The following is a 20,234-nucleotide window of genomic DNA, read 5'->3' as shown; positions in this document are numbered from 1 at the left end:
GTCACATGCAGGTGAATATAGTTGAAGATCTGCCTCCGGTGGCCGCGATTGAGAGCCTCGAAGCGCTTCAGGTGGTAGCCGACAGCCAGCGCCATAGGGTCGTGACGCTGCTCATCGAGGAGGCTCTCACCGCCCGGGAACTGGCGGAGCGGCTCGGGATCGCGCGTACCCGCCTCTACTATCATTTGGACTTGCTGGAGAAGCACGGCCTCATTCGCGTGACCGAGACCAGAGTCGTCTCAGGGATTCTCGAGCGCACCTACCGCGCGGTCGCGCGTGCGTTCCGCGTGGATCGCGCTTTACTGTCGGCGCGTTCGTCTGAGTCGGAAGTCAACGACGCGCAAGCGTCGATCTTGGACGCCGTTGCAAGCGATCTGCGCGCGAGGCCCGCAAATGGGCGCGCCGCTGAAAACGACGTGATGGTTTCGCGCAGTTTTCTGCGGCTAAACGCGAGCCGCCGCCGCGAGTTGTGCGAACGGTTAAACGCGCTCATTCGGGAGTACGATGACTCCGAATCGAGTGACGGTCATGAAGTAGAAGTAGCGCTGGCGATTTTTCCGGCGCAAAAGATGCCGTCATGATTGCGGCGATTCTGGTTTTGCATTTGTCGGTTACTGCGTACGGCGTGACGGGATCGGGCGAGATCGCTGTGGACAAGACGACGGGCAAATTCGTACGCCGGTTCGACGCGGGACCGGTTTCGGAGCAAGAAGGTTTCGACGGCCGCCGTGCATGGCGCGCCGACGCCACCGGCATGGCGCGCATTGAAGGGAACGCAGGCGAGCGTTCGGAGATTCTTGCATGGTCGCGCGCGCTGGCGAGCGCGATCCGCGCTCAGCAGCCCGCCGGCGGCGCCTTGCGCATCACGATAGCGGGCGCGACCGATCACGTCACGCTTTCATTCGACCGGTATCGCACGTTTGGAACGCTTCGCGTGCCGACGCGCATCGTGTCGCAATCAGAACAGAACGGCTCGTGGACCGCGACGGTTCAAAGCTGGAATCAAACGCGCAGCCGGCCGGACTTCTTCGCGCCGCCCGCGATGCTCCCGCGCGATTTCCGGTTGACGGCGACTACGCGCGTGCCGGTTTCGATGAGTGGCGGCTCGCCAGTCATAACGGCGACCGTGAACGGAAAGCAGCTGCAATTCTTACTCGACACCGGCGGCCAAAACGTGCTCACCGAAGCTGCTGCGAAAGATCTGGGCCTGCACCTGCTCGGACGCGGTACGGTTGGCGGCGGAGGCGGCGGGACGGCCTCGATTCGGTACGCCACGGTTCAGACGGTCGATATCGGCGGTGCGGAACTGTTCCATCAACCATTCATCGTTCTTCCCGCGAACGCGCTCCCGGGCGGAATAGACGGCATCGTCGGCTACGAGTTGCTGGCGCGTTTCGCCGCGCGACTCGACATGGCGCACGGAACGCTGGAACTCGCGCCCGCGGCGACTGCATTCGGTCCTCCGGTTGCGCCGGCCGCATTTGTATATCTGGACCGCCAGCCGCAAGTGAACGGCTCGCTCGACAGTGCCGCCGGAGCGTTTTCCATCGACACGGGCAGCTCGCTCACAGCTCAGATTCAAACGCCGGCTGTCCGTAAGTACGACCTGGTGAACCGGCTGCATGCTACCGTCGCAGCGTACGCAAATGACGTCGGCGGCCGCTATCCGATCTATTTGGTTCGGGCCGGCGCGATGCGGCTGGGCAGCGCACTATTTCCTGCGCCGATCGTCGACTTGCTGGTCCGCGCGAGCACGTCAAATAATTCGTCGATCGTCGGCAACGTGGGAGACGGGATTTTAAAGCGCTGGGTGCTCGTGTTCGATTACGCGCATCAGATCGTTGACTTCCGCCCCGGCGGCGACACGGCCGGCAACGTCATTCACGATCATTCGGGAATGGTGGTCACCGCGGAATCGGATGCGCTCGTCATCGAACAAGTGCTGGGCGGGACGCCGGCTGCCGACGCCGGACTGAAAGAAGGCGCGCGCATCACGTCGATCGACGGCAATGCGGTCGGCGGAAAAGATTTGGACCGCGTGCGTACGTTACTAAGAGCTGATCCCGGAACGAAGATTGCGCTTACGCTCGCGGACGGCTCGACGCACCAACTCGTCCTGCGCCAGTATCTGTAGCCGCGCTTCGGCTAGTTGAACAAGTTCGCAAGCGCGGCCGGCCATAACGGCAGCGCAGTATTTCCGCGCTGATTGGACGCTGACGCCGCCGCATTGTACGTCGCCAAATACTCCCGTTTATCGCAAAGCACTTCGATGAGTTTTGGCCGGCCGAACTCGCGTTCAATCGTCACGTCCATCTTGTAGCCCACCGTATACCACGGCCCTTGAACAGCACCGAAAAATGTATAGGCCTTGGTGGCAATTGCGTCACCGGTGAGCTTGCCGCCGGCGACGTCTGAAAAGAACTGCTGCAGCGTTTGAAAATCGCCGTCGTAGCCGCTCATCGCCTTATCCCACACCGCCCGATCCGCCGGCGGATCCTCCCAATGTGGATGCACGCCGGGTCCGCCTGCGGCAGCGAGAACGGCCCAGCCCTCGCCAAATGCGCTCAGCCACATCAGCACCGCTTTGCGGCGCGGATCGAGCGTTTTTTCTTGCGCCGCAATGGCCGGCGGCGGACAGTTTTGCGCATCCCCGGTGTGCAGCAGCTCGTGCGATACGGTGTTGGCAAACTGATCTTTCGTCACGCTGGGATCTAAGTAGAGCATGATTGCCGGGTCCGTATCGAGCTGATAGACGAAACTATTCGTCTTCGGTTTGATCAGCGGGTAGACTGTGGCATGAATCGTCGCGCCGGCAGGCAGATAGGCGAAGGACCGCTGGGCGATCTGCGTAATGTCGGCCGACATCCACCGGTTGAGCGTGTCGCGCAAACTCTGATACTGGGCGATTAACGGCGCGCCGCTCACGAACGCTTTGAAATCGTCGTCCGTGAAGGGCCGCTTGAACGCAGCTTCGCGCTCCTTGAGGCGTTGGTAGCCGCGTGTTGCGAAGAGCGCGTTCCAATCCGAGGAAGCCACCGCCGACCCGGCATGCAGCTTGCCGAGAATAGTAAGCGTCGTTTGCGCTTCTGCAGCGTCGATTGTCACGCTGACCGGTGCATCGGCCGCGCGGACAACCGCCGGAACCGGCAGCAGCGCCGCCGCTATCAGCAACGCCGCCAGCACCCGCGCTATCATTTACGGTCCGGTTGCGCCGCTCAGGTTTGCGTGGCCGTAGGTTTGCAGCATCGCCGCCGTCGCCGGCGTGCACTGCGGCTGATCGCCCCGGTCATCTATCCAGACGCAATGTTGCGCGCCGTGAAAATTTGCGCCGCGCAGATCGGCGCCGTCCAGCCGCATGCAATCCGTCTTGCCGATGTGCACCGTGCGTGTTCCGTGATCTTCGATGATCTCGGTGTCGTCGGAACAGACAATCGCATTTTGAAAGGATACGTTCCGTGCATCGGCGTCGCGTAGATTGGCCGCTACCAGTTCTGCGCCGGTAAAATCGGCCGACTGCAGTCCGGCGCCGGTGAGATTCGATCCCTCAAGACGCGCGTTCGCAAAATGTGCGCGATCGAGATGCCCTCCATTGAGGTTGACGCCCTCGAGTCGCGAGCCTTCGAGGTGGGCGCCGCGCAAATCGATGTCGCGCATGTTGGCGCCTTCCAGCCGCACGTTACGCAGATCGTGGCCGGCCAGCGAGACTCCCGCGAGGTCGCAGCCTTCGCAACGATTCAGGATCGCACGAGCCGAGGCATCGCTTAGGCCGTTCAACACCCCGTTCGAAAGATTGACCCCGTCGAACGTCGCGCCATCCAGTTGCGCGCCGTCCAATCGCGTACCGCGCAAGTTCGCTCCTTCGAAGCGTGCGTTGCGCAGGTTCGCGCGGCGCAGGTCCGCGTTGTCGAGATTGGCACCTTCTAAACGTGCGCCTTCGAGATTGGCGCCGCGCAGATCGATGCCGCGCATGTTGGCGCCTTCGAGCCGGACGTTACGCAGATCGTGCCCGGCCAGCGAAACTCCCGCGAGATCGCAACCTTCGCAGCGATTCAGGATCGCGCGAGCCGACGCATCATCCAAGCCGTTGAGCACCCCTTCGGAAAGATTGACTCCCTCGAATCGTGCGCCTTCGAGTTGCGCCCCGCTCAGTCGAGTACCGCGCAAGCTCGTTCCTTCGAAACTCGCGTTGCGAAGGTTGGCGTTACGAAGATCGGCGTTGTCCAGATTGGCACCCTCCAACCGCGCGCCTTCGAGATTCGCGCCGGAGAGATTGGCGCCGGAGAGATTGCTCCCCTGAACGCGTATGCCGGGCAGACTTTGGCCGTGCAGGTCCACGCCCGCAAGGTTGCAGCCCGAACAGTGCGTGATGATGTCGCGGTTGGTCAGGCCTTGAGCCGGAGACGCTACCGGCCCGAACGTGGCGGCCAGGGCGACGACGCAGGCGGCGGCGATAAAGACGCGGGTTCGAAGCACAACGGTCATGGCGGTTTCCTTCCTCGCAACTAATTCCTTAAGAGGATAACCCAACGGCCGGGCTTTGTCAACTAAATAATTAGTTTATCCAGGGGTCTTAAGTCCCACCCGCGCTTGTAGGAGTTGCTGCGCCTTGCCGAACGTTATGAGCCATGAGAGTACCGTGCGTTTTAGCTATCGCACTAATCTTCAGCGTAGCGCCGGTCATCGCGGCACCGCCTCCGCAGCCGGTGCCGGGCGCGGCAACCTGCACAATGGGATTCACGCCGAATCCGGCGATGATCGATTCAGTCGGGATAGCTGCGAGTTACACATGCACCGACAATTATCCGACGAGCGGCGGATGCCAGAGCGGATTCCAAGCGGATTGGGAAGGCTCGCATGCTTCTGTCTACGTTATGGCTGGGATCGTCAGAATGATCTATGCTTGCCGGAATCCTTACCCGTCTCAATACGGATGGAAATACACGTGCGGCAACCAGCCGGCTTTCTCCACCCAAGATTGGACCGGCGGGTACCTATGCGTAAGCGTTCCGCTTTCGTGCTCGCCATCGATGGTCGCATCGGCTACAAAAGCCCAACAGATCCCGGATACGTTTCAATACACCTGTAAGCGCGTCACCCGAACTTAAGCTTTAAGTTTTTAGGTGATATGAAGCGCGCCGGTCCGTTCGCGATGGCCTACTCCTTGTGGCGGCTGCGCCCGCGGACTGGCACGCCGAACCCTCCAAGCTCCACGCGCAACGGTCGTACGCTGTGGTTGCTCATCATGGGAGCGCGCACTATCAGTTTTTCTCGCGCCCGTTAGAGAGGGGCGCGACCTACGGCTTTGCGGGCGTGACGCGTGGAGGGCACGTCGTCTTGCCGTCGTTGCACAGCAAGTCGCGCAGCGTCAGCATAATGTCGACGGTTGCGCCGGTACTTTTGACCACCGTGAAGTGCAGCTGCGTGCCGGCCGGCTGACGCGTCAGTTCGCGCAAGCGCGAACTTGGAATGCTTGCGACCGCCACGCCGTCGATCGCAGTGATCGAATCGCCGGCTGCAAAACCGGCGTCGGCAGCCGGCGAGTTCGGCAGAACGCTTTGCACGACCAGGGTGTTGCTGGCGCTATTTCGCCCGAACGAACCGAAACCGGCTCGGGAGAACGTGGGAAGCGGCGCGCCGGGTTCCGGGTGCACGTACATGCGGCCCCGTGAATAATCAAAAGTCACCGTAAACTGCGCGAGCACGTCGTGGCCGATGTTGCCCGCTTCGGTGCGCGACGAGAACGAGCCGGTCTGTTGCGAGACGAACGCCGTCACGAAATCATGCATCGTCAATCCGCCGAACGTCAGCTCCCGCAAGCGGAATGACGTTGAATACACAGCGCCGCCGGTTCCCGAGCTTTGCGTAGCCGCTCCGCCGTTGTAACGCGCCAAGAAACCGTGGTTTCGCAAGAAGTCGCCGAACAAAACGGTGCGTCCACTGTTTCCGGTGTCGATCCCGAAGAGCCCGGGCACGCCATCCGCACTCGCGTTCGTCAAAGGTTCGTCATCCTGAAAAACGATTGGGAGGCTCGTCTGGTCTGGCGGCGCCGCGTAGCTTTGCGGTGTCTGCAAGCGCAGCGTGTGATGCGCGTAGTCGATCGTTACCACGAAGCGTTCGAAGATCTCCAGCCCCAAAACTCCCGCCAGCGGCGTCTTCCCGGGACCGCGATCCGAAAAGCTCTTGTCGTAAGGAATAATGAAGACGCCGAGATCGGTAAGCTCCGCATCGCCGAGTTTGAGGCTCTGCAGGCGGCCGAATTGCAATCCGATGGTCCCCTGGCCGCCGCCGCCCGAGACGCCTTGGCCCGCGCCGGAGATGCCGAGCTGCCGCGCCGCGTCTGCCGTCAGTATCGCGTGACCGCCGGTGTCGAGAATGAACGGCAGCGGGCCGCTTCCATTGACGTACGCGTTGACGATGACGGAGCCGCTGTCCACGTCGACGTCCATTTGCGTCGCACCGGAGCCGGATATGCTTTGATTCGAAGGCTCGGGCGGACGCTGAAAGTCGGTTGCGTTCGCTGCTTGAAGAACGTCATACGACGTAATCGTGCGGACCGATGTATCCTCGGGCCGTTCATCGCTCTCCGTAATCTTGTACGGCAGCAGTAAGCCGTGCGTGCTGCGAAAATCCGCATACTCCACCGTTGAAAGGTGGGTTGGCGCCTGTTCCTGCGTGCGGACGATCGCCGGCAACTGCGGATCGATCCAAACCGTAACTGGACGACCACCCTTCGGTACGATCTGCAGCCGCTTCAGCGTGCGGCCGTTTTCGGTTTCGTCTGCGGCGCAGCCGATCACCGCTGGATCCGCCGCGCGAAAATATCCGCGACGGGAAAGGTACCGTGAGGTGCGGTTTTCCGCGAGTGCGTCGGGTGAGTTAACTGGATGAACTCCGAATGTGAAGTCTTGCTTCCACGTCACGTCCGGCGCGACCACGACCTGCTGACGGAACTGCGGGTTCTGATCGGAAGTCGAAGTCGCACCGCTCTGCAGATCGATCGCGATCGCCGTCGAGCCTGTTAAACCAAGACCGGTGGCCTGTCCGTGCGCGACCAGCTCTTTGGCCGACGCCCACAGCGCTCCGCCGCTCCGCGTGCGCATGTCCGAAAGGATCGCCAACGATGAGGGACAGCTGGCTGACGAGCTCGCGGCTGTAGCAGCCAGGACGAGCGAAGCTAACATGCGCTTACAGTATCAGCCGCTCGCGGGACAGTCTTGTAGGAATTTAGCGCGCGAAGGCGCGGCGGTAGCGTGCCGGCGACATGCCGGTCTCTTCGCGGAAAACGTTGGTGAGATGGCTTTGGTCTGAAAAACCACACTCGTGAGCAATGTAGCTCAGTGACCCCAGAGATTCCAGCAGCAGTGAGGATGCCGCGCGAACGCGTTCGCGGCGGCGATAGCGCACCGGTGTTACACCTGCGTGCTCGCTAAACGAACGGATAAAACGCGTCCTGTGCACGCCCGCCAGTCGCGCTGCCTCTTCGAGCGGCACCGGCTCAATCCACGGAAACTCGCGGCAGACTCGTGCCAACCACTCCGGCGCCGCGGCGAGACGTTCTGCATATGCGAAGGCTTCGAGCGCCCTAGCGACCGTGCGCGCGTGCTCCGGGTGCGTTTTTTCCGCAGCGGCGAGAATTTTGCGGCGCGCGCCGGCTGAATCGTGCGCTGCTTCAGCGAGTTCAAAATTGATGCATCGGCCTTCGCCGGCAAAAGCGTCGGCGTGCGCCTCTCCCGGCGGATGATAGATTGCGGTTCCGGGCCGGCAGCTGCGCGGCAAGCCGTCGCGCAGTTCCGTGTACGCGCCTTCGACGAGCACGGAAACATAGGCGTGCGAGTGACGATGCTCGTGAAGCACCGTTCGGTCGTCATACGATCGATCGCAGACCACGACGTCGCCGCAGCGCCGCTCGCTGACCAGCCGTCCTTGCAAGCTCATACTTCCAGTATCCTTACGTCACGCCGCATGCTTCATGCTAATAGTCCGGCACGGAGCTTAAGAAATTATGAACTGTGGACCCCATACCCTGGCCTCGACTTCATTTCGATGAAATTGGCGCCGGATGCCGAAATCCGCGGTGTGGTAAGCACGGACAAGACGTCGTCACGCATCATTCCGCTAGCGGCCGTTCGGGACGCCGCCGAGCACGTCTATGCGGCCGCTTTGCGTACGCCGCTGGTGCGCCTGAACGTTCCGGTCCCGAACGCCGAGATATACCTCAAGTTGGAGAATCTCCAACCAATCGGTTCGTTCAAAATCCGCGGCGCGTACAACGCAGTACGTTTGCTCGACGCATCCCGCCGATCGAAGGGCGTGTGGACCGTGAGCGCCGGTAACGCCGCTCAGGGCGTTGCACTCGCCGCACAAAAATACGGAGTGCAGTGCAGGGTTCTCATCATCGAAACCGCGCCCGAGACGAAAAAGAATGCCATACGCGCTTTGGGCGCGGAGATCGTCGAAGCGTCCTTCGATGAGTGTTGGCAGGCGCTGCAAGACCGAAAGCATCCTCAGATGGACAGCTGTTTTGTCCATCCGTTCGACGATGACGATTTCATCGCGGGTAACGCTACCGTCGGTCTGGAGATTTTGGAAGACTTGCCGGATGTGGACTGCGTCGTCGCGTCCTATGGCGGCGGTGGGCTGTCGTGCGGGGTCGCGTCGGTGATGGAGGCCCTTAAGCCATCCGTGAAAGTCTACGGCGCCGAACCGGAGAGCGCTGCGCCTTTGTCGCGTTCGTTTTCATCGGGACAGGCGGAGAGATTCCCCGACTGGACCGCGACGTGGGTCGATGGGTGCGGTGGAAAATCCGTATTAGAGACTATGTGGCCGCTGGCGAGTCGACTTTTAGCCGGTTCGATTGTGAGTTCGCTCGAGGACATTCGTAAGGCCATGAAGCTCGTTGCGGAAAAGAATCACGTCATATGCGAAGGCGCCGGCGCGTGCGCTGTTGCGGCCGGCTTGAGCGGAGTGCCCAAAGGCAAAGTCGTCTGCGTCGTTAGCGGCGGGAACATCGACCTCTCGAAGTTCTGCGAGCTCGTTCAAGGCTAAGCCCAACATCAGCTAATATTTCGACATTGGGCCAGGCCGCGGAACCCTATACTAGTCCGAAGTGGGGGGACCGTGCGGTCTTATGATTTTGAAGCCAGGTTTTTGGACGGCGGCATTTTTGTTGGCCTCGGTGACGCAATCGCTCGCCGCGCCCGTCGAAGGCATGCCGCCGCGCGAGCTGACCGACCCCAAATCGGTCGCGTCGCGGCCGCTTGCGGGAGCTGCACCCGTTCCGCTGGCCGATCTGTTCTTTACGCGCGGCGGAATTGATGATGCCGTCTGGCTTCCACGTGCAAATGCCGTCGTCGTTACCACCAACCTCACCGGCCGGTACAATCTCTGGACCGTGCCGGCAAACGGCGGCTTTCCGCTTCAGCTCACGCAGTCCGATGATCGACAATTTGGAATAACCGCCTCGCCCGACGGCAAATGGGTCGTCTACCAGTCCGATCGAGGCGGCGCCGAGGTCTACGATCTTTATGCGACGCCTGCCTCAGGCGGCGGCGTCATAAATCTGACAAACACGCCGGACGTCGACTCCGAGGACGCGCTGTTCTCGCCGGACGGCGCGCTGCTTGCATTCACTCGCAGACCGAAGGCAGAACCCGCCAACAATATTGCAGTCATGGATTTTGCGACGCGCCGCGTGCGACAGCTCACGCATGAAGCCACGAAAGATCATACGTGGAGTGTGATTGCATTTTCGCACGACGGAAAATTCATTCTTGCCAATCGCACCGACGCAGCGGGTACGGGTTCGGAAGCCTGGATGATTGACATTGACTCCGGCAGGCAGACGCGCCTTACGTCCCCGCAGAAATACAATGCGGCCAGCGATATCTCACCCGACGGCCGCTATGTTGCGCTGCAAACGGAAACGGCCGCCGGCGGATACCGGGCAGCGCTGCTGGATCTGCGGAACAAATCGCTTCGCCTCATTAGGCCCGACGTATGGGGTCAGTGGGCGGGCCACTTTTCCCCGGACGGCCGAACGCTAATCTACGGTCGCAACCTCGACGGGAGAAGAATCCTCAATAAATACGACGTGGCTTCGGGAAAATCGGAAACGCTGAAGCTTCCGGACGGAGTCAACGAAGAGGAGAGCGACGACGGGACCGCGTTTTCGCCGGACGGCTCGCGCCTCGTTGCCGGTCATCAGGCGAGCAACACGCCGTTCGATTATTGGATCGTAAATGTAAAAACGCGTGCCGCCACGCAGCTGACACGGCTTAGCCTCGCCAGCATGAATCCCGCACGCCTGCCGAAAGCGCAGATCGTCCACTACAAGAGCTACGACGGAACTGTAATCAGCGCATTACTCTGGATGCCGTTCAACCTCGCGCGCGACGGCAAGGCGCCGGCCGTCGTCGTGCCCCACGGCGGCCCGACGGCCCAAACGACGGATTCGTTCAACCCCAATCGCACTGAGTTGGCACTCGCGTCCCGCGGGTTTGTCGTGATTGCTCCGAATTTCAGAGGGTCGACCGGCTACGGCCGCGCTTTCGAGGAAGCCGACTACAAGGATCTCGGCGGCGGGGATCTCAAGGACGTAGTCGCCGCCCGGCAATTCATGATCGATACCGGCTATGTCGATCCCAAGCGGGTCGGTATCACGGGTGGCTCTTATGGCGGCTTTATGACACTGATGGCGATCGCCAAGATGCCTAACCTATGGGCGGCAGGCGTCGATGCATACGGAATCATCGACTGGCGAGCAATGCTGCTCCATGAAGACCTGCCGGATCAGCAATACGAAATGAGCCTCCTCGGCGACCCGGTCAAGGACAAGGGCGCTTACACAGCATCGAGCCCCGTCACTTACATGAACAATGCGACTGCGCCGCTCTTGGTGCTGCAGGGCGACAACGACGCGCGCGTTACGAAGGACCAAGCCGAGAAAGTCGTCGACGTGCTAAGGTCGAGCGGCCGCACGATCGATGCGCATTTTTATCCGGGGGAAGGCCACGGTTTCTTCAAGCTCGAGGACCAGATCGACGCGCTCGAACGCACCGTCGCGTGGCTGGAGAAGTATTTGAAATAGCACGCAGTTGCTTCAGATTGCAGCCGGTCTCACGCTGCAGCAGCTGCGAGAAGTGGGACGCCGTGTATCCGTATTGCCCGGCCACGACCAATGCCGGCATATGGCTCTTGGTGATGAGCGATAGAGCTTCAGAAATCACGCGGCGCCGCACGGTTTGAGCTATAGTTACCTGGTAGCGGCGTCGATATTCACGCGCCAGGTGAACGGGATGAACGCCAACTGCATTCGCAATAGTTTCGAGTGATGGGCGCATGCGAAAGTGCTCTTCGATATACTCGTTCGCGTGCCTCAGCCACGTCGCCCGGGAACGTTTTGTCGACGCGCCTTGAACGAAATCCGATGCGAGAAGCTCGTGAATTATTGAGCGCACAAACGGATCGTTACGGCCCTCCCAAATCAATGCTCTCTGCAGCGCACGAGCCAGGTGAAACAACTCCGGCGACGCCGCCTGCCGGCGCCGGGCGGGATCGCCGATTTCGAACGCGCGCGGCCGGAACTCGACGATAATCTGCTGGCAGCCCGTCGGCCCGATTTCGTCGAAATGCTTATCCCCGGCCGGAATAAGAACGCTTGTTCCGGATTCCCAATCCGCGGTGCATCCGCGAACCGTCGTGCCGAAGATGTCATGTCCGTGCCGGTGTGGCCTATTTTTCATACCTGCGCGATAAGTCACATAAACTGCGCTAAAGTCCGGGAAGTCGATGCGTCGCTGAGTTTGGCCATAGTAGCGATCGTGCTCCGGATGCATGACGCCCAGATTATATGCCTAACTACTTAGGTGTGCAACCACGCTCCCATTTAGAAGAGATCGCGCAGGACAAAGTCCACCGCGATCGTCTTGGTGCCGCGGCGCAATTGCAAGTGTACGTCTGAGCCGGGCGGTCCATTCCATATCGCACGTAGTCCGTCCGCCGCGAGCGCGCTTGCAGATTGGCCGTCGGCTGTTAGCAGCGTATCACCGTCCTGCACTCCGGCTTGGGCCGCCGGACTCCCCGGCACAACGCTATCAACTTTCCACTGGCTGCCGTCAGGAATGACGAATAAGCCCGATCGATTCGTACTGAATGGCGCAGAAAAGTTTGCGTTCGGAATCAGAAACAGCTTTGAATCCGGGATGTCGAGCGATACGGTAAAGCGGCGCAGAATGTCGACGCCGATATTTCCGGCGAGGTCGCTGCTCGCAAAAACGCCCGACGAGGTCACCGAAACCGGCAGATTCTCAAACTGGTATGGGCCGAGCGCGAAGACGCGGCCGCGACCGGCTTCTCCCATGATAGGTCCGCCTATGCCGCGCCCGACTTGCATCGAAACAACTTTAGGGAATTCATGTTCGAGGCCCGTGCTAAGTGCGAATTGCTTGGTGACGATGAGCGCCAGTCCCGATCCGGAATCCACGTCGAAGCTGCCCGTGTGTCCGTTGATTGACGCGGTGACACTGGGAATATAATTATCGCGCAACGTGAGGGGCAACAATTGGGCTCCGGGCGGCGGGCTGAAAGAGGACGGCTGACTGAACGTGAGCTGAGACTTCTGGTAGTCGATCGTCACAACGAGTTTGCGAAAAACCTCCCGCCCGAAAATTCCCCCGAAGGGCAGATCAGGGAACGGGCTCTGCAGCGCTAGCGGTGGCAGATACACGAATGAACCCTTCGAGTACGTCATGCTGCCAACCGTGAACTGGGGCACGGTTACGATTCCGATCTTGGTTACAGCAGCCCCGCCTCCCGTGGCATCCACATAACCGGTTACGGTCAGCGCAAGCGCATTTTGGGCCTCAACCGATAGCGATGCGGCGGCACCCGAGTCGAACAAGAATGCGAAAGGCCTTCCGTCGACTATCGCCTGCACGTAGATGTGATTGCCGGACAGTTTGAAGGGAACGGTTGTCGAACCATTCAGCCGAACCGAGCCCTCCGTGAGCTGTGCTTGGACCGGCGCGGGAATAAATACGATGCACGCGATCGCAAAGACGAGAGTTCTATATAACGCGTGCTTGGTCGTCTGTCGAGACACTTCTTGACCTCCTTCGGTCAAGTCTAGCGTCTCGGAAAGTCGGCGTCTTGTAAGGATTTAGCGCGCAAGCGCTACGAGGGTTATCGCGGTCGGCCAAAAAAAAATTTAGGATGATAGGGAAGCCTGCCTGCGTCGCTCCCGCGCTGGTTCTTGTAGCCGGTTGCGTCGGCACTCACCAAACCGGGCCAACGCAATTGACGCAGACGTCGATCGCAGCTGCACCAGCGCGAAATTACGCCACGTTCTGGTCCCGTTCAACCGGGACGCTGGCTGTGGAATCAGTTTATACGAATACGTCGGCTCCGTGGGTAAATGCGCCAACGCGTTTGACAATCGTGTTCGCAAACAGCAGAGGTTCAGCCGTGCTGCGGTCGCTCGCTAAGACACGTGCGTTCATCTCTCGGGCCACAATAAACGATCCGGCTGATGGAGAATACTATGCCTTCGCAAAGGTGCGGATCATTGGGTACAAAACAGAATCATTCGGCTATCCGCCGACATCACACCCAGCGTTAGTGCTCGCCCCGGGAGTCTTTCACCTTAGATGTGGGCCGCCTACTTGCCTGACTCCGGTGCGGCGCTAGGGGCAGAGCCGATCCGTCGCCATCCGGTTTCCGGATGCACAAGAAATCCGATTAAACAGAATAAAGTATTGTGAACTGACGGACTGGCTGTACCCGGCTTATTAATTTCGCCACAGCCGTTTCATAATAATTCGATCCCGGATTAATCGCTTTCAGGAAAAATCAGCAAGTCACCCAATCATCGGCGATAGTGTAGGCTAGGCATAAATCACAACATCCTCGCCAGCCAGCATCCGTTCGACGATTCTGTCCTGCTGAGCGATGTACATGCGCGCGTGCTCTTTATCGAGATATGCGCCGTTAACCGTGATAACAGCAAGGGCGGTGGGCGTGATGCTCAATCGAAACTCTTGTCCGAGTCGAATTACGTTAAAAAGCGCGCGTGGCGCGAGGTGGGTCGGCTTTGTCACCGTTGCGCCCTGGAACTCCTCGGCCAGCCATTCGGCTATCCCCTCGATTGTAAGGCGCTTCGCTTCCTCGGTATCCATACAACCGTTGTACCGCCAAGCATACCTGCCGTCAAGGGATAATAACCGCACCATCCAAACCTGAAGCGCGCATCCACGCCGGCCGGGATCTCTATTTCGCTACCTCCAGCTTCCCACAGTGGCGAGGATCTCGCCTTGCCAGTCTCTGTCCCACTGTGCAATCTGGGGCGGAAGACGCAGCGGCAATTCGGGATGGCGGAGGCTCATGAAATTCTTGAACAGAGACGACCTGGTCGCCGCGTCGCCCAGTTTTTCGTCGATTAGACCACCAAGCGGCCTGTCAGCGGCGAGATGCTCTTCCATCGACTCAAGGATTTCCGAATCCAGAATCTCGACGACTCGAACGTTTGGAGCCTGAATCCCTAAACGTTCTTGAAATCGCTTTTCCATAGTACGTTGAAAGGCGTCGGTTCGCAAAAAGGATCGGTACTGCACCAGGACGGGATACACCGCGATACTCTTATCCGGGTTCAAACCAAACTGAGCGAACTCACCTGCGTAGAACCGACGGATGTTCTCCGCGAGTTGATCGACCTTCCCAAAGACTTTCTGCTCGAACTCCCGGTTTAACTCGGCGTCATCCGATGGATCGCGTAAGACGTTTGCACTGAGGCGACTTGAAACGACCTCAAAGAAATAGATCGAATTATCGCTTTGCAAAATCGCGTCTGACGTCCGGAATTGCCCAAGATCCTGCTCCGGAAACACACGCATACCCATCGCCCGTCCGATTCGCTCGAGGATTCCTACGATGTAGCGCTCGAAGAACGCACCAAAAAATATCCAGAACTGTGCGCTGGCCTTCTTATTCAATGCGGCGCGCGCATCCGCAAGCGCGTAGACCCAGCCAAGGGCCATGGCGTTGTCAAGCAGACGCGGTGCGGGAACGAGATATCGCTCATTCTCGAATTCGACCACTGGCGACCGTAGAAATAGAGCGTGCATTACTCCGCGTAAGTAGTGTAACTGTGTTGCGCGTACGATGTCTGCCAAATTATGTCTGCTAATCGACATATGTGAAAGGAGGCGGCGAATTATGCCGAGTCGGTCATCGCGCAAGATCTCAGCGGCCGACACCCAGGCCCGGCCGCGCTCACGGATTAGGGTAAAATCAGTCAAGGTGTCGATCGCCGTTAGGCCAGCCATGAGATCCTCATAGGTCGTGCCGAAGGCTTGCATGAGCTCTTCGTCAATATTGACGTAGGCATGGTGGCGCCGTGCCTCCTCGCTGCGCGACCATATAATGAATTCTCTAAAACGCCAGCGAACATTTAGGTAGCGCTCCGTCCCGAGCGTTGCCGAGGCCGCAATTGCCGACGACATGCTATCCGCATCAAACCGAATTTTCTCGGTACCCGGCTCTCGGAGCGTCTCAAAGTTCAAGGCCATGAGTATCTTCAGGAAGGGCACGTCATGCGATGTCCCCGTAGCGCACGTCAAGGTAAACGCCGCCATCGTAGCCAGCGCCGTCGGTTCAGCAACGACGCCAGTACGTCGCTGGACTAACTCTGCTACGACTTCGTCGCGGTTCGGATCTTTGCCGACGAGATCAATAAAATGGGGCTGGACCTCGACCGGTGAGCGCGTCATGAGGTCTTCACTGAGCGCCGCATTGAGGAAGCAACAGCGCTCCGAAAGCTGAAGCGGGTCAGCTTGCGAAACGAGCCGGTTTAATTCGGCTTCGCCGATATTGCAGACCACAGGAGTTATTTCGTACATAAGCCTCCGTGACGTGCCACTTAAACACTCTTACTTTCCCGCGGTTACGCTCACCTAGAGACTCTGCATTGCTCAAGCGAGCGACGCCTCGCCGGGTAGGTGTGGGGTTCACTCATGGCGGCGTCATGATATTCCGGCCATGCTCGACCTATTGCAAGCAACAAATCGCGAATCTCAGAATATGCCGGCCAGGTTTCGTCCAAGCGGTACATGAGCATCCCCTTCCATTTGCGCGTTGCGACCACACCAAGGGTCTCCAACCGCGCAAGCGCCTTGGACATTTTTCCCCGATCGTGCTCATTCAGGATACGGGACAGTGAAGCACCATCGATTTCGCCGTGCACGGCATGCGCCAATATCGCTAATACGTTAGTGCTCGCAGTTTTCGCAGCCACGCCAAACAATGTATAAGGTTCGAAATTCGCTCGTTCTTCGCTATGGTCATCACCAAAATACAGTGGACAGTTAACTGAGAATGGAAGCGCGTCTTCAAGAACGCTTTTGCTTCGAAGAAGAGCCCGCAATTCACGGTAGACAGGATGAGCTGCATTGAGCGAAATGATTGTTTCGCGAGTATTCTGTTGAAAAACCTGAACCACTACCCCCGATCGTAGCAGCGGATCGACTGCGGTTCTTGTCGCACAAGATGCGGCGGCCGCGCAAACTTCTGTGATTCGGCTTGGACCATGCGCTGCGAGATAGGCCAGAATCGCTTGATTGACGCGACTGCCAAGAAATCTAAAGCGCTGGCCGTCCGAGTGCGCCGTTCCGCTGTGGCCGGTCTGTCGGACCGCTTTCATATGATGCGCGAACCCTACAACCTTAGGCATTCGGCCTGAAAGGGCGTCAAGAAGCTCTCTAAGCTCCGGCAGCCAATCAAGGCGCTCGTTGAATCCGACTAAGGAGCCCTCCCTTGCAAGGGTCCCTTCCTCAGCCATTCCACTCACTGCGTTCTTCACTTGGCTCGAAAAGTGACCGAGAACCGAGCGGCCCAATTTGCTAGCCGTCTCCTTTCCGCCCAGCGCGTGCAGCGCTACAAGCGTTAGCGTTCGGCAAGAAGTGCCGAAGATCGCCTCCACGTCCACAGGCTCGTGATCGCCCGCGTAAAATGCTGCGATTTCAGACGGCCGGATCTCTTTCGGAACATTGCGCAGCTGGTATCGCCTTGCCAGAGCGTCTACGAGCTTCGCGAACTGATCGTAAACCGGCAGGTTCGGGTTGATCCCAATCACGGCAGTTCGACAATCCCGCGTTTTGGAGTCCGCGGACGCAATCAAATGTGATCGGTTCATCTTTCCAAGACGCCCACGACTGCTCCAAGCGAAGTACTTGCGCAGAATGGGTGCGCGAACCGGTCCTAATCGATGGATCGCCACGAGCAATTCCGTCATTTGATACGCACCAAAGAGCGGCGGAAAATTTCTGCGTTTTCTGGCAACTCCCGGACCCATGCTGCGATTTTACGAGTCTTCGACCAAAACTTCAATTTCTTGTGAAACGGGCGACTTTTCTGTAATTTTGAAAGCGGCTCCGAAAAGATGGAGAATCGCGTTCGCCGACAGTGTTGTTCCTGGGAAGGACGAGTGGGAACCCCTTACAACCTGGGACAACCTTCGCGCGGAGTTCAAATCATAACCTCGCGCGGACATCTACGTGTAAGCGCCGGCTTCCTGGTTATCTAGCGCCTCGATAACCGGCGCGACGCTCCCCAGCGCCAGCACATCAATCGGGCGTTTTCCGGCCAAGAACGGCTCGTTGCCGACCAACCAGCTCATTGCCGTCTCCGGGGCAAAGACTTGGAATGCGCGCGTCAGCACATCGTGAACGTCCATGACTCGTCGGGTCAGCTCGGGACTCATCTTCTGATGTCCGGACGCGCAGTCAGCGATGACGGTGGATTCAACGCCCAATAGGCGCGCGAGCGGCCGAGTACCGAAGGCGTCGTCAAGCCGTTTAAGTAGCGGCCTGACGTCAGATAGCGCTCGGGGATTGGCCGGCGGTTTTATTTCGGAAAAGAGAATTTTCCAACTCATACTATCTTTCGAGCTTCATATTATTAACGCGTCCATGACCAATTTGAATACGCGATCGAGGCCAGCCGCATCTTGGGTTAGGAGAAGATTTAATGGCTGCTGTTTCTCAAACGCAGCATTCTCACATCGAACCCATCGGTCGGCGTATGATTTGTCTCCGAAGAGCCTGTGCAACCCGTCGTAGATGTTGATTACCTTGGAGATTGTGATGATCTGCGAATCCGAAAGCGTCGGTTTTCCGCTTCCGGACGTCCAATCTCCGTAGGTGCCGCATTCAGTTTTGAGGATTTGACAGCGCTCCTCAGTCGACAGCTGCCACACATCGGCAACGCGATCAAAAGCCTTTAACGCAACGGCTTGATTGAGATGCTGATGGCTGGAGCGAGGAGTCATCTGACGTTGCGCGACACAATCATCGCCGACAAAACCCAATGACATCGCGCGGTCGCTCTCATGGCTTGTAATGAAAACTGTAGCCAGTGCCGGCATGGGTCGTCAGCATACGATCGCTCAAGCCGACGCCGCGCATTTTTGCTCGTATCTGCTTGATGTACGTATCAAGGGTTCGCGGTGCGCGGCCCGCGAGAACAAGAAGAAGTTCCTCTCGGCGCACAATCTCGCCGCCTGCCGCCAAAAGTTTGCTAACAATTTCCGATTCCTTTGCGTTTAAGACGCTCCGAAAACGGTCGAGGCCTTGTTCTGCTTTAACCACCGCGTCTACCATTATGCGCTCGGTTATTGTCTTGCCTTGCTGAACGCTTCCGTGGCTTTGTCGCACAGTCGAGAATATCGGCGAAATGCAGACCTAAAGCGCGCGCCAGTAACGGAGGTACGGCACCACCGATCATTGCCGTAATTGCACGGACCGAGCCCACAAACTCAAACGTGTCCGGAAACGACTGCAGGCGAGCCGCTTCCCGCACTGTTATTCCTCGGTCTCGGGACGGGTGACAGAATTTGCCCGATCCTAAATTGTTAAAGCTCTTTGTGATTGTATTTGCGGGCTTGCCCCACTGCAATCGCGCGTAAGCATTCGCGTAAAACTTCCTAGGTCTTAATTTCGCGGGCAGGTCTCGGATTTTCATGCCAGGCTTCATGGCTTTAATGCGATTGAGGACCTTGAGACTGATAGGCCGAGTGACGTGTTGAGAGGGATAGACTGTTCCGCTGCCCCCAGCTATATAACGTTGAAAGGGCGTAGGCGCCGTAATCCTCCTAGGTACATCGGGTTTCACATTGCCGTCGTGCAGCGTCGCCACTGGTAGACCCATTAGCGCTTCGCGCACTGTTACGTACACACCATCGCGGTCGGCGGATCCGTTCTGTCGTTCTTTATGAGTGCGTTTTGGAAACGCGGATCCGGAGAAAGTTGCTGCGATATCACTACGAAGTGCGACGATAAACGCTCGCTTGCGCAATTGTGGAACCCCGTAGTCAGCCGCGTTCAGCACCGCGACTTCGACGCGGTAACCAATAGCCTCTAGAAAGATGCAGATCTCGTCTTTGATTTCGCCGTCTTTGTACGTCAGGAACTCACGAACGTTCTCAATCACCACAATCTTGGGTTTCGTAAGTTCGGCTGCGTCGAGCATTATCCGAAATAGATGATTGCGTGCGTCATGAAGTTGCGAGCGGCGGGTTCGCTTAACTCGCGTAGCTGACGCTCCCCGAGCGCGGTACCATTGGCGGGTTGCGTACGTGTCCGAAGCAAGAAAGTCATGTGCGTCGCGACCCGCGATCGCCTTTCCGTGATTTTGACTGAAGCCTTCGCACGGGGGCCCGCCAACTAGACAATCGAGTTCCCCTGTAAGTATTCCTAACCTCCGAAGCTCCGATCGAATGGCTGCCGCACCGAACGACCCGAGATCCGCGGCGATGATCTTGGGGCACCGGCCGTTTACGCTGTGGTTGTGGACCAGCGTCCGCAGGGCGTCTTCGGATGAGTCAACGCTCAAGACCGTTTGAAATCGGCCAGTCGATTGAAGGCCGTACGTTAAACCGCCGCAGCCACAAAATAAATCGACCACAGTGTATGGTCGGTGGGCGGTGCGGGTTCGATTCACGGCGTTCACTCCTGCGAACAGTCGGCGCCGAAGGACGGAACGCTGGTGGTCCTCGAGGTCGTCAATTATACAAAATTTCGCAAAAGGCGCACGTCCCACGTCAGTGACGGGACGTGCGGCGCGTTCGTCCTTCTGTTCAAGACGGGGACAAAAACTCTTGGAAATCTTGCCGGCGCCTGCGCTCGTAGCCGTCGCTGCACCTCGCCGGGTACGCAGGTGGTCGACGGTTAGGTTAAGAGGAGAAGGGA

The 20,234-nt window shown here is 58.7% G+C and carries 18 protein-coding genes; 5 read left to right on the top strand and 13 right to left on the bottom strand.

Annotation, left to right across the window (positions count from 1 at the left end; all coding sequences use genetic code 11):
• The first annotated feature begins 5 nt into the window (after positions 1 to 5).
• The gene (locus VFO29_12050) at positions 6 to 581 is read left to right on the top strand and encodes a helix-turn-helix domain-containing protein (protein ID HET9394238.1); all 576 of its coding nucleotides are present in this window, start codon (positions 6 to 8) and stop codon (positions 579 to 581) included.
• A complete protein-coding gene (locus VFO29_12045) occupies positions 578 to 2,134 on the top strand; it encodes an aspartyl protease family protein (GenBank protein ID HET9394237.1) in 1,557 nt (518 codons plus the stop codon). Before VFO29_12050 ends, VFO29_12045 begins: the two co-directional genes overlap by 4 nt.
• An 11-nt stretch (positions 2,135 to 2,145) precedes the next feature.
• Here the strand turns inward: VFO29_12045 and VFO29_12040 are convergent, their stop codons facing one another.
• Positions 2,146 to 3,195 (bottom strand): DUF5700 domain-containing putative Zn-dependent protease, encoded by a 1,050-nt coding sequence (locus VFO29_12040; protein ID HET9394236.1) that lies wholly within the window; start codon positions 3,193 to 3,195, stop codon positions 2,146 to 2,148.
• Positions 3,196 to 4,482 (bottom strand): pentapeptide repeat-containing protein, encoded by a 1,287-nt coding sequence (locus VFO29_12035; GenBank protein HET9394235.1) that lies wholly within the window; start codon positions 4,480 to 4,482, stop codon positions 3,196 to 3,198. It abuts the gene before it with no gap.
• 143 nt (positions 4,483 to 4,625) lie between these two features.
• Here VFO29_12035 and VFO29_12030 point away from each other — a divergent pair, with 143 nt between their 5' ends.
• Positions 4,626 to 5,105, top strand: a complete 480-nt coding sequence (locus VFO29_12030; protein HET9394234.1) for a hypothetical protein — start codon at positions 4,626 to 4,628, stop codon at positions 5,103 to 5,105.
• A gap of 189 nt (positions 5,106 to 5,294) precedes the next feature.
• Here the strand turns inward: VFO29_12030 and VFO29_12025 are convergent, their stop codons facing one another.
• Together VFO29_12025 and VFO29_12020 are read right to left on the bottom strand one after the other, a co-directional pair.
• Complete coding sequence (locus tag VFO29_12025; GenBank protein ID HET9394233.1) at positions 5,295 to 7,100, bottom strand: aspartyl protease family protein; 1,806 nt, start codon at positions 7,098 to 7,100, stop codon at positions 5,295 to 5,297.
• Positions 7,101 to 7,224: 124 nt separating this feature from the next.
• A complete protein-coding gene (locus VFO29_12020; GenBank protein ID HET9394232.1) occupies positions 7,225 to 7,935 on the bottom strand; it encodes an AraC family transcriptional regulator in 711 nt (236 codons plus the stop codon).
• Between the two features lie 108 nt (positions 7,936 to 8,043).
• Here VFO29_12020 and VFO29_12015 point away from each other — a divergent pair, with 108 nt between their 5' ends.
• Together VFO29_12015 and VFO29_12010 are read left to right on the top strand one after the other, a co-directional pair.
• The gene (locus tag VFO29_12015) at positions 8,044 to 9,045 is read left to right on the top strand and encodes a threonine/serine dehydratase (protein HET9394231.1); all 1,002 of its coding nucleotides are present in this window, start codon (positions 8,044 to 8,046) and stop codon (positions 9,043 to 9,045) included.
• An 82-nt stretch (positions 9,046 to 9,127) separates the two neighbouring features.
• Complete coding sequence (locus VFO29_12010; protein ID HET9394230.1) at positions 9,128 to 11,086, top strand: S9 family peptidase; 1,959 nt, start codon at positions 9,128 to 9,130, stop codon at positions 11,084 to 11,086.
• On the opposite strand, the gene VFO29_12005 is transcribed toward VFO29_12010, so the two are convergent.
• The 9 genes from VFO29_12005 to VFO29_11965 form a co-directional block, all read right to left on the bottom strand.
• Complete coding sequence (locus tag VFO29_12005) at positions 11,019 to 11,741, bottom strand: AraC family transcriptional regulator (GenBank protein HET9394229.1); 723 nt, start codon at positions 11,739 to 11,741, stop codon at positions 11,019 to 11,021. The two genes, VFO29_12010 and VFO29_12005, sit on opposite strands and share 68 nt — an antisense overlap.
• Before the next feature lie 143 nt (positions 11,742 to 11,884).
• Positions 11,885 to 13,099 carry an aspartyl protease family protein gene (locus tag VFO29_12000; GenBank protein ID HET9394228.1) on the bottom strand — a complete coding sequence of 405 codons (1,215 nt, stop codon included), beginning with the start codon at positions 13,097 to 13,099 and terminating at the stop codon, positions 11,885 to 11,887.
• Between the two features lie 781 nt (positions 13,100 to 13,880).
• Positions 13,881 to 14,171 carry a hypothetical protein gene (locus VFO29_11995; protein ID HET9394227.1) on the bottom strand — a complete coding sequence of 97 codons (291 nt, stop codon included), beginning with the start codon at positions 14,169 to 14,171 and terminating at the stop codon, positions 13,881 to 13,883.
• Between the two features lie 99 nt (positions 14,172 to 14,270).
• Positions 14,271 to 15,872, bottom strand: coding sequence for a hypothetical protein (locus tag VFO29_11990; GenBank protein HET9394226.1), 1,602 nt, complete (start codon positions 15,870 to 15,872; stop codon positions 14,271 to 14,273).
• Positions 15,873 to 15,940: 68 nt separating this feature from the next.
• Positions 15,941 to 17,281 (bottom strand): hypothetical protein, encoded by a 1,341-nt coding sequence (locus VFO29_11985; GenBank protein HET9394225.1) that lies wholly within the window; start codon positions 17,279 to 17,281, stop codon positions 15,941 to 15,943.
• Positions 17,282 to 17,539: 258 nt separating this feature from the next.
• Positions 17,540 to 17,923, bottom strand: a complete 384-nt coding sequence (locus tag VFO29_11980; protein ID HET9394224.1) for a hypothetical protein — start codon at positions 17,921 to 17,923, stop codon at positions 17,540 to 17,542.
• A gap of 15 nt (positions 17,924 to 17,938) precedes the next feature.
• On the bottom strand, positions 17,939 to 18,412 hold the full coding sequence (locus VFO29_11975) for a hypothetical protein (GenBank protein ID HET9394223.1): 474 nt from the start codon (positions 18,410 to 18,412) through the stop codon (positions 17,939 to 17,941).
• The gene (locus tag VFO29_11970; protein ID HET9394222.1) at positions 18,375 to 18,647 is read right to left on the bottom strand and encodes a helix-turn-helix domain-containing protein; all 273 of its coding nucleotides are present in this window, start codon (positions 18,645 to 18,647) and stop codon (positions 18,375 to 18,377) included. Before VFO29_11970 ends, VFO29_11975 begins: the two co-directional genes overlap by 38 nt.
• Positions 18,628 to 19,950, bottom strand: a complete 1,323-nt coding sequence (locus VFO29_11965) for a DNA cytosine methyltransferase (GenBank protein ID HET9394221.1) — start codon at positions 19,948 to 19,950, stop codon at positions 18,628 to 18,630. The genes VFO29_11970 and VFO29_11965 overlap by 20 nt, the downstream gene beginning before the upstream one ends.
• Positions 19,951 to 20,234 lie beyond the last annotated feature (284 nt).

The sequence above is a fragment of the Candidatus Rubrimentiphilum sp. genome, from assembly GCA_035710515.1.
Lineage (GTDB): Bacteria > Vulcanimicrobiota > Vulcanimicrobiia > Vulcanimicrobiales > Vulcanimicrobiaceae > Rubrimentiphilum.
Note: the sequence above shows the minus strand (reverse complement) of the source record. Positions and strands in the feature narration are given on the sequence as shown.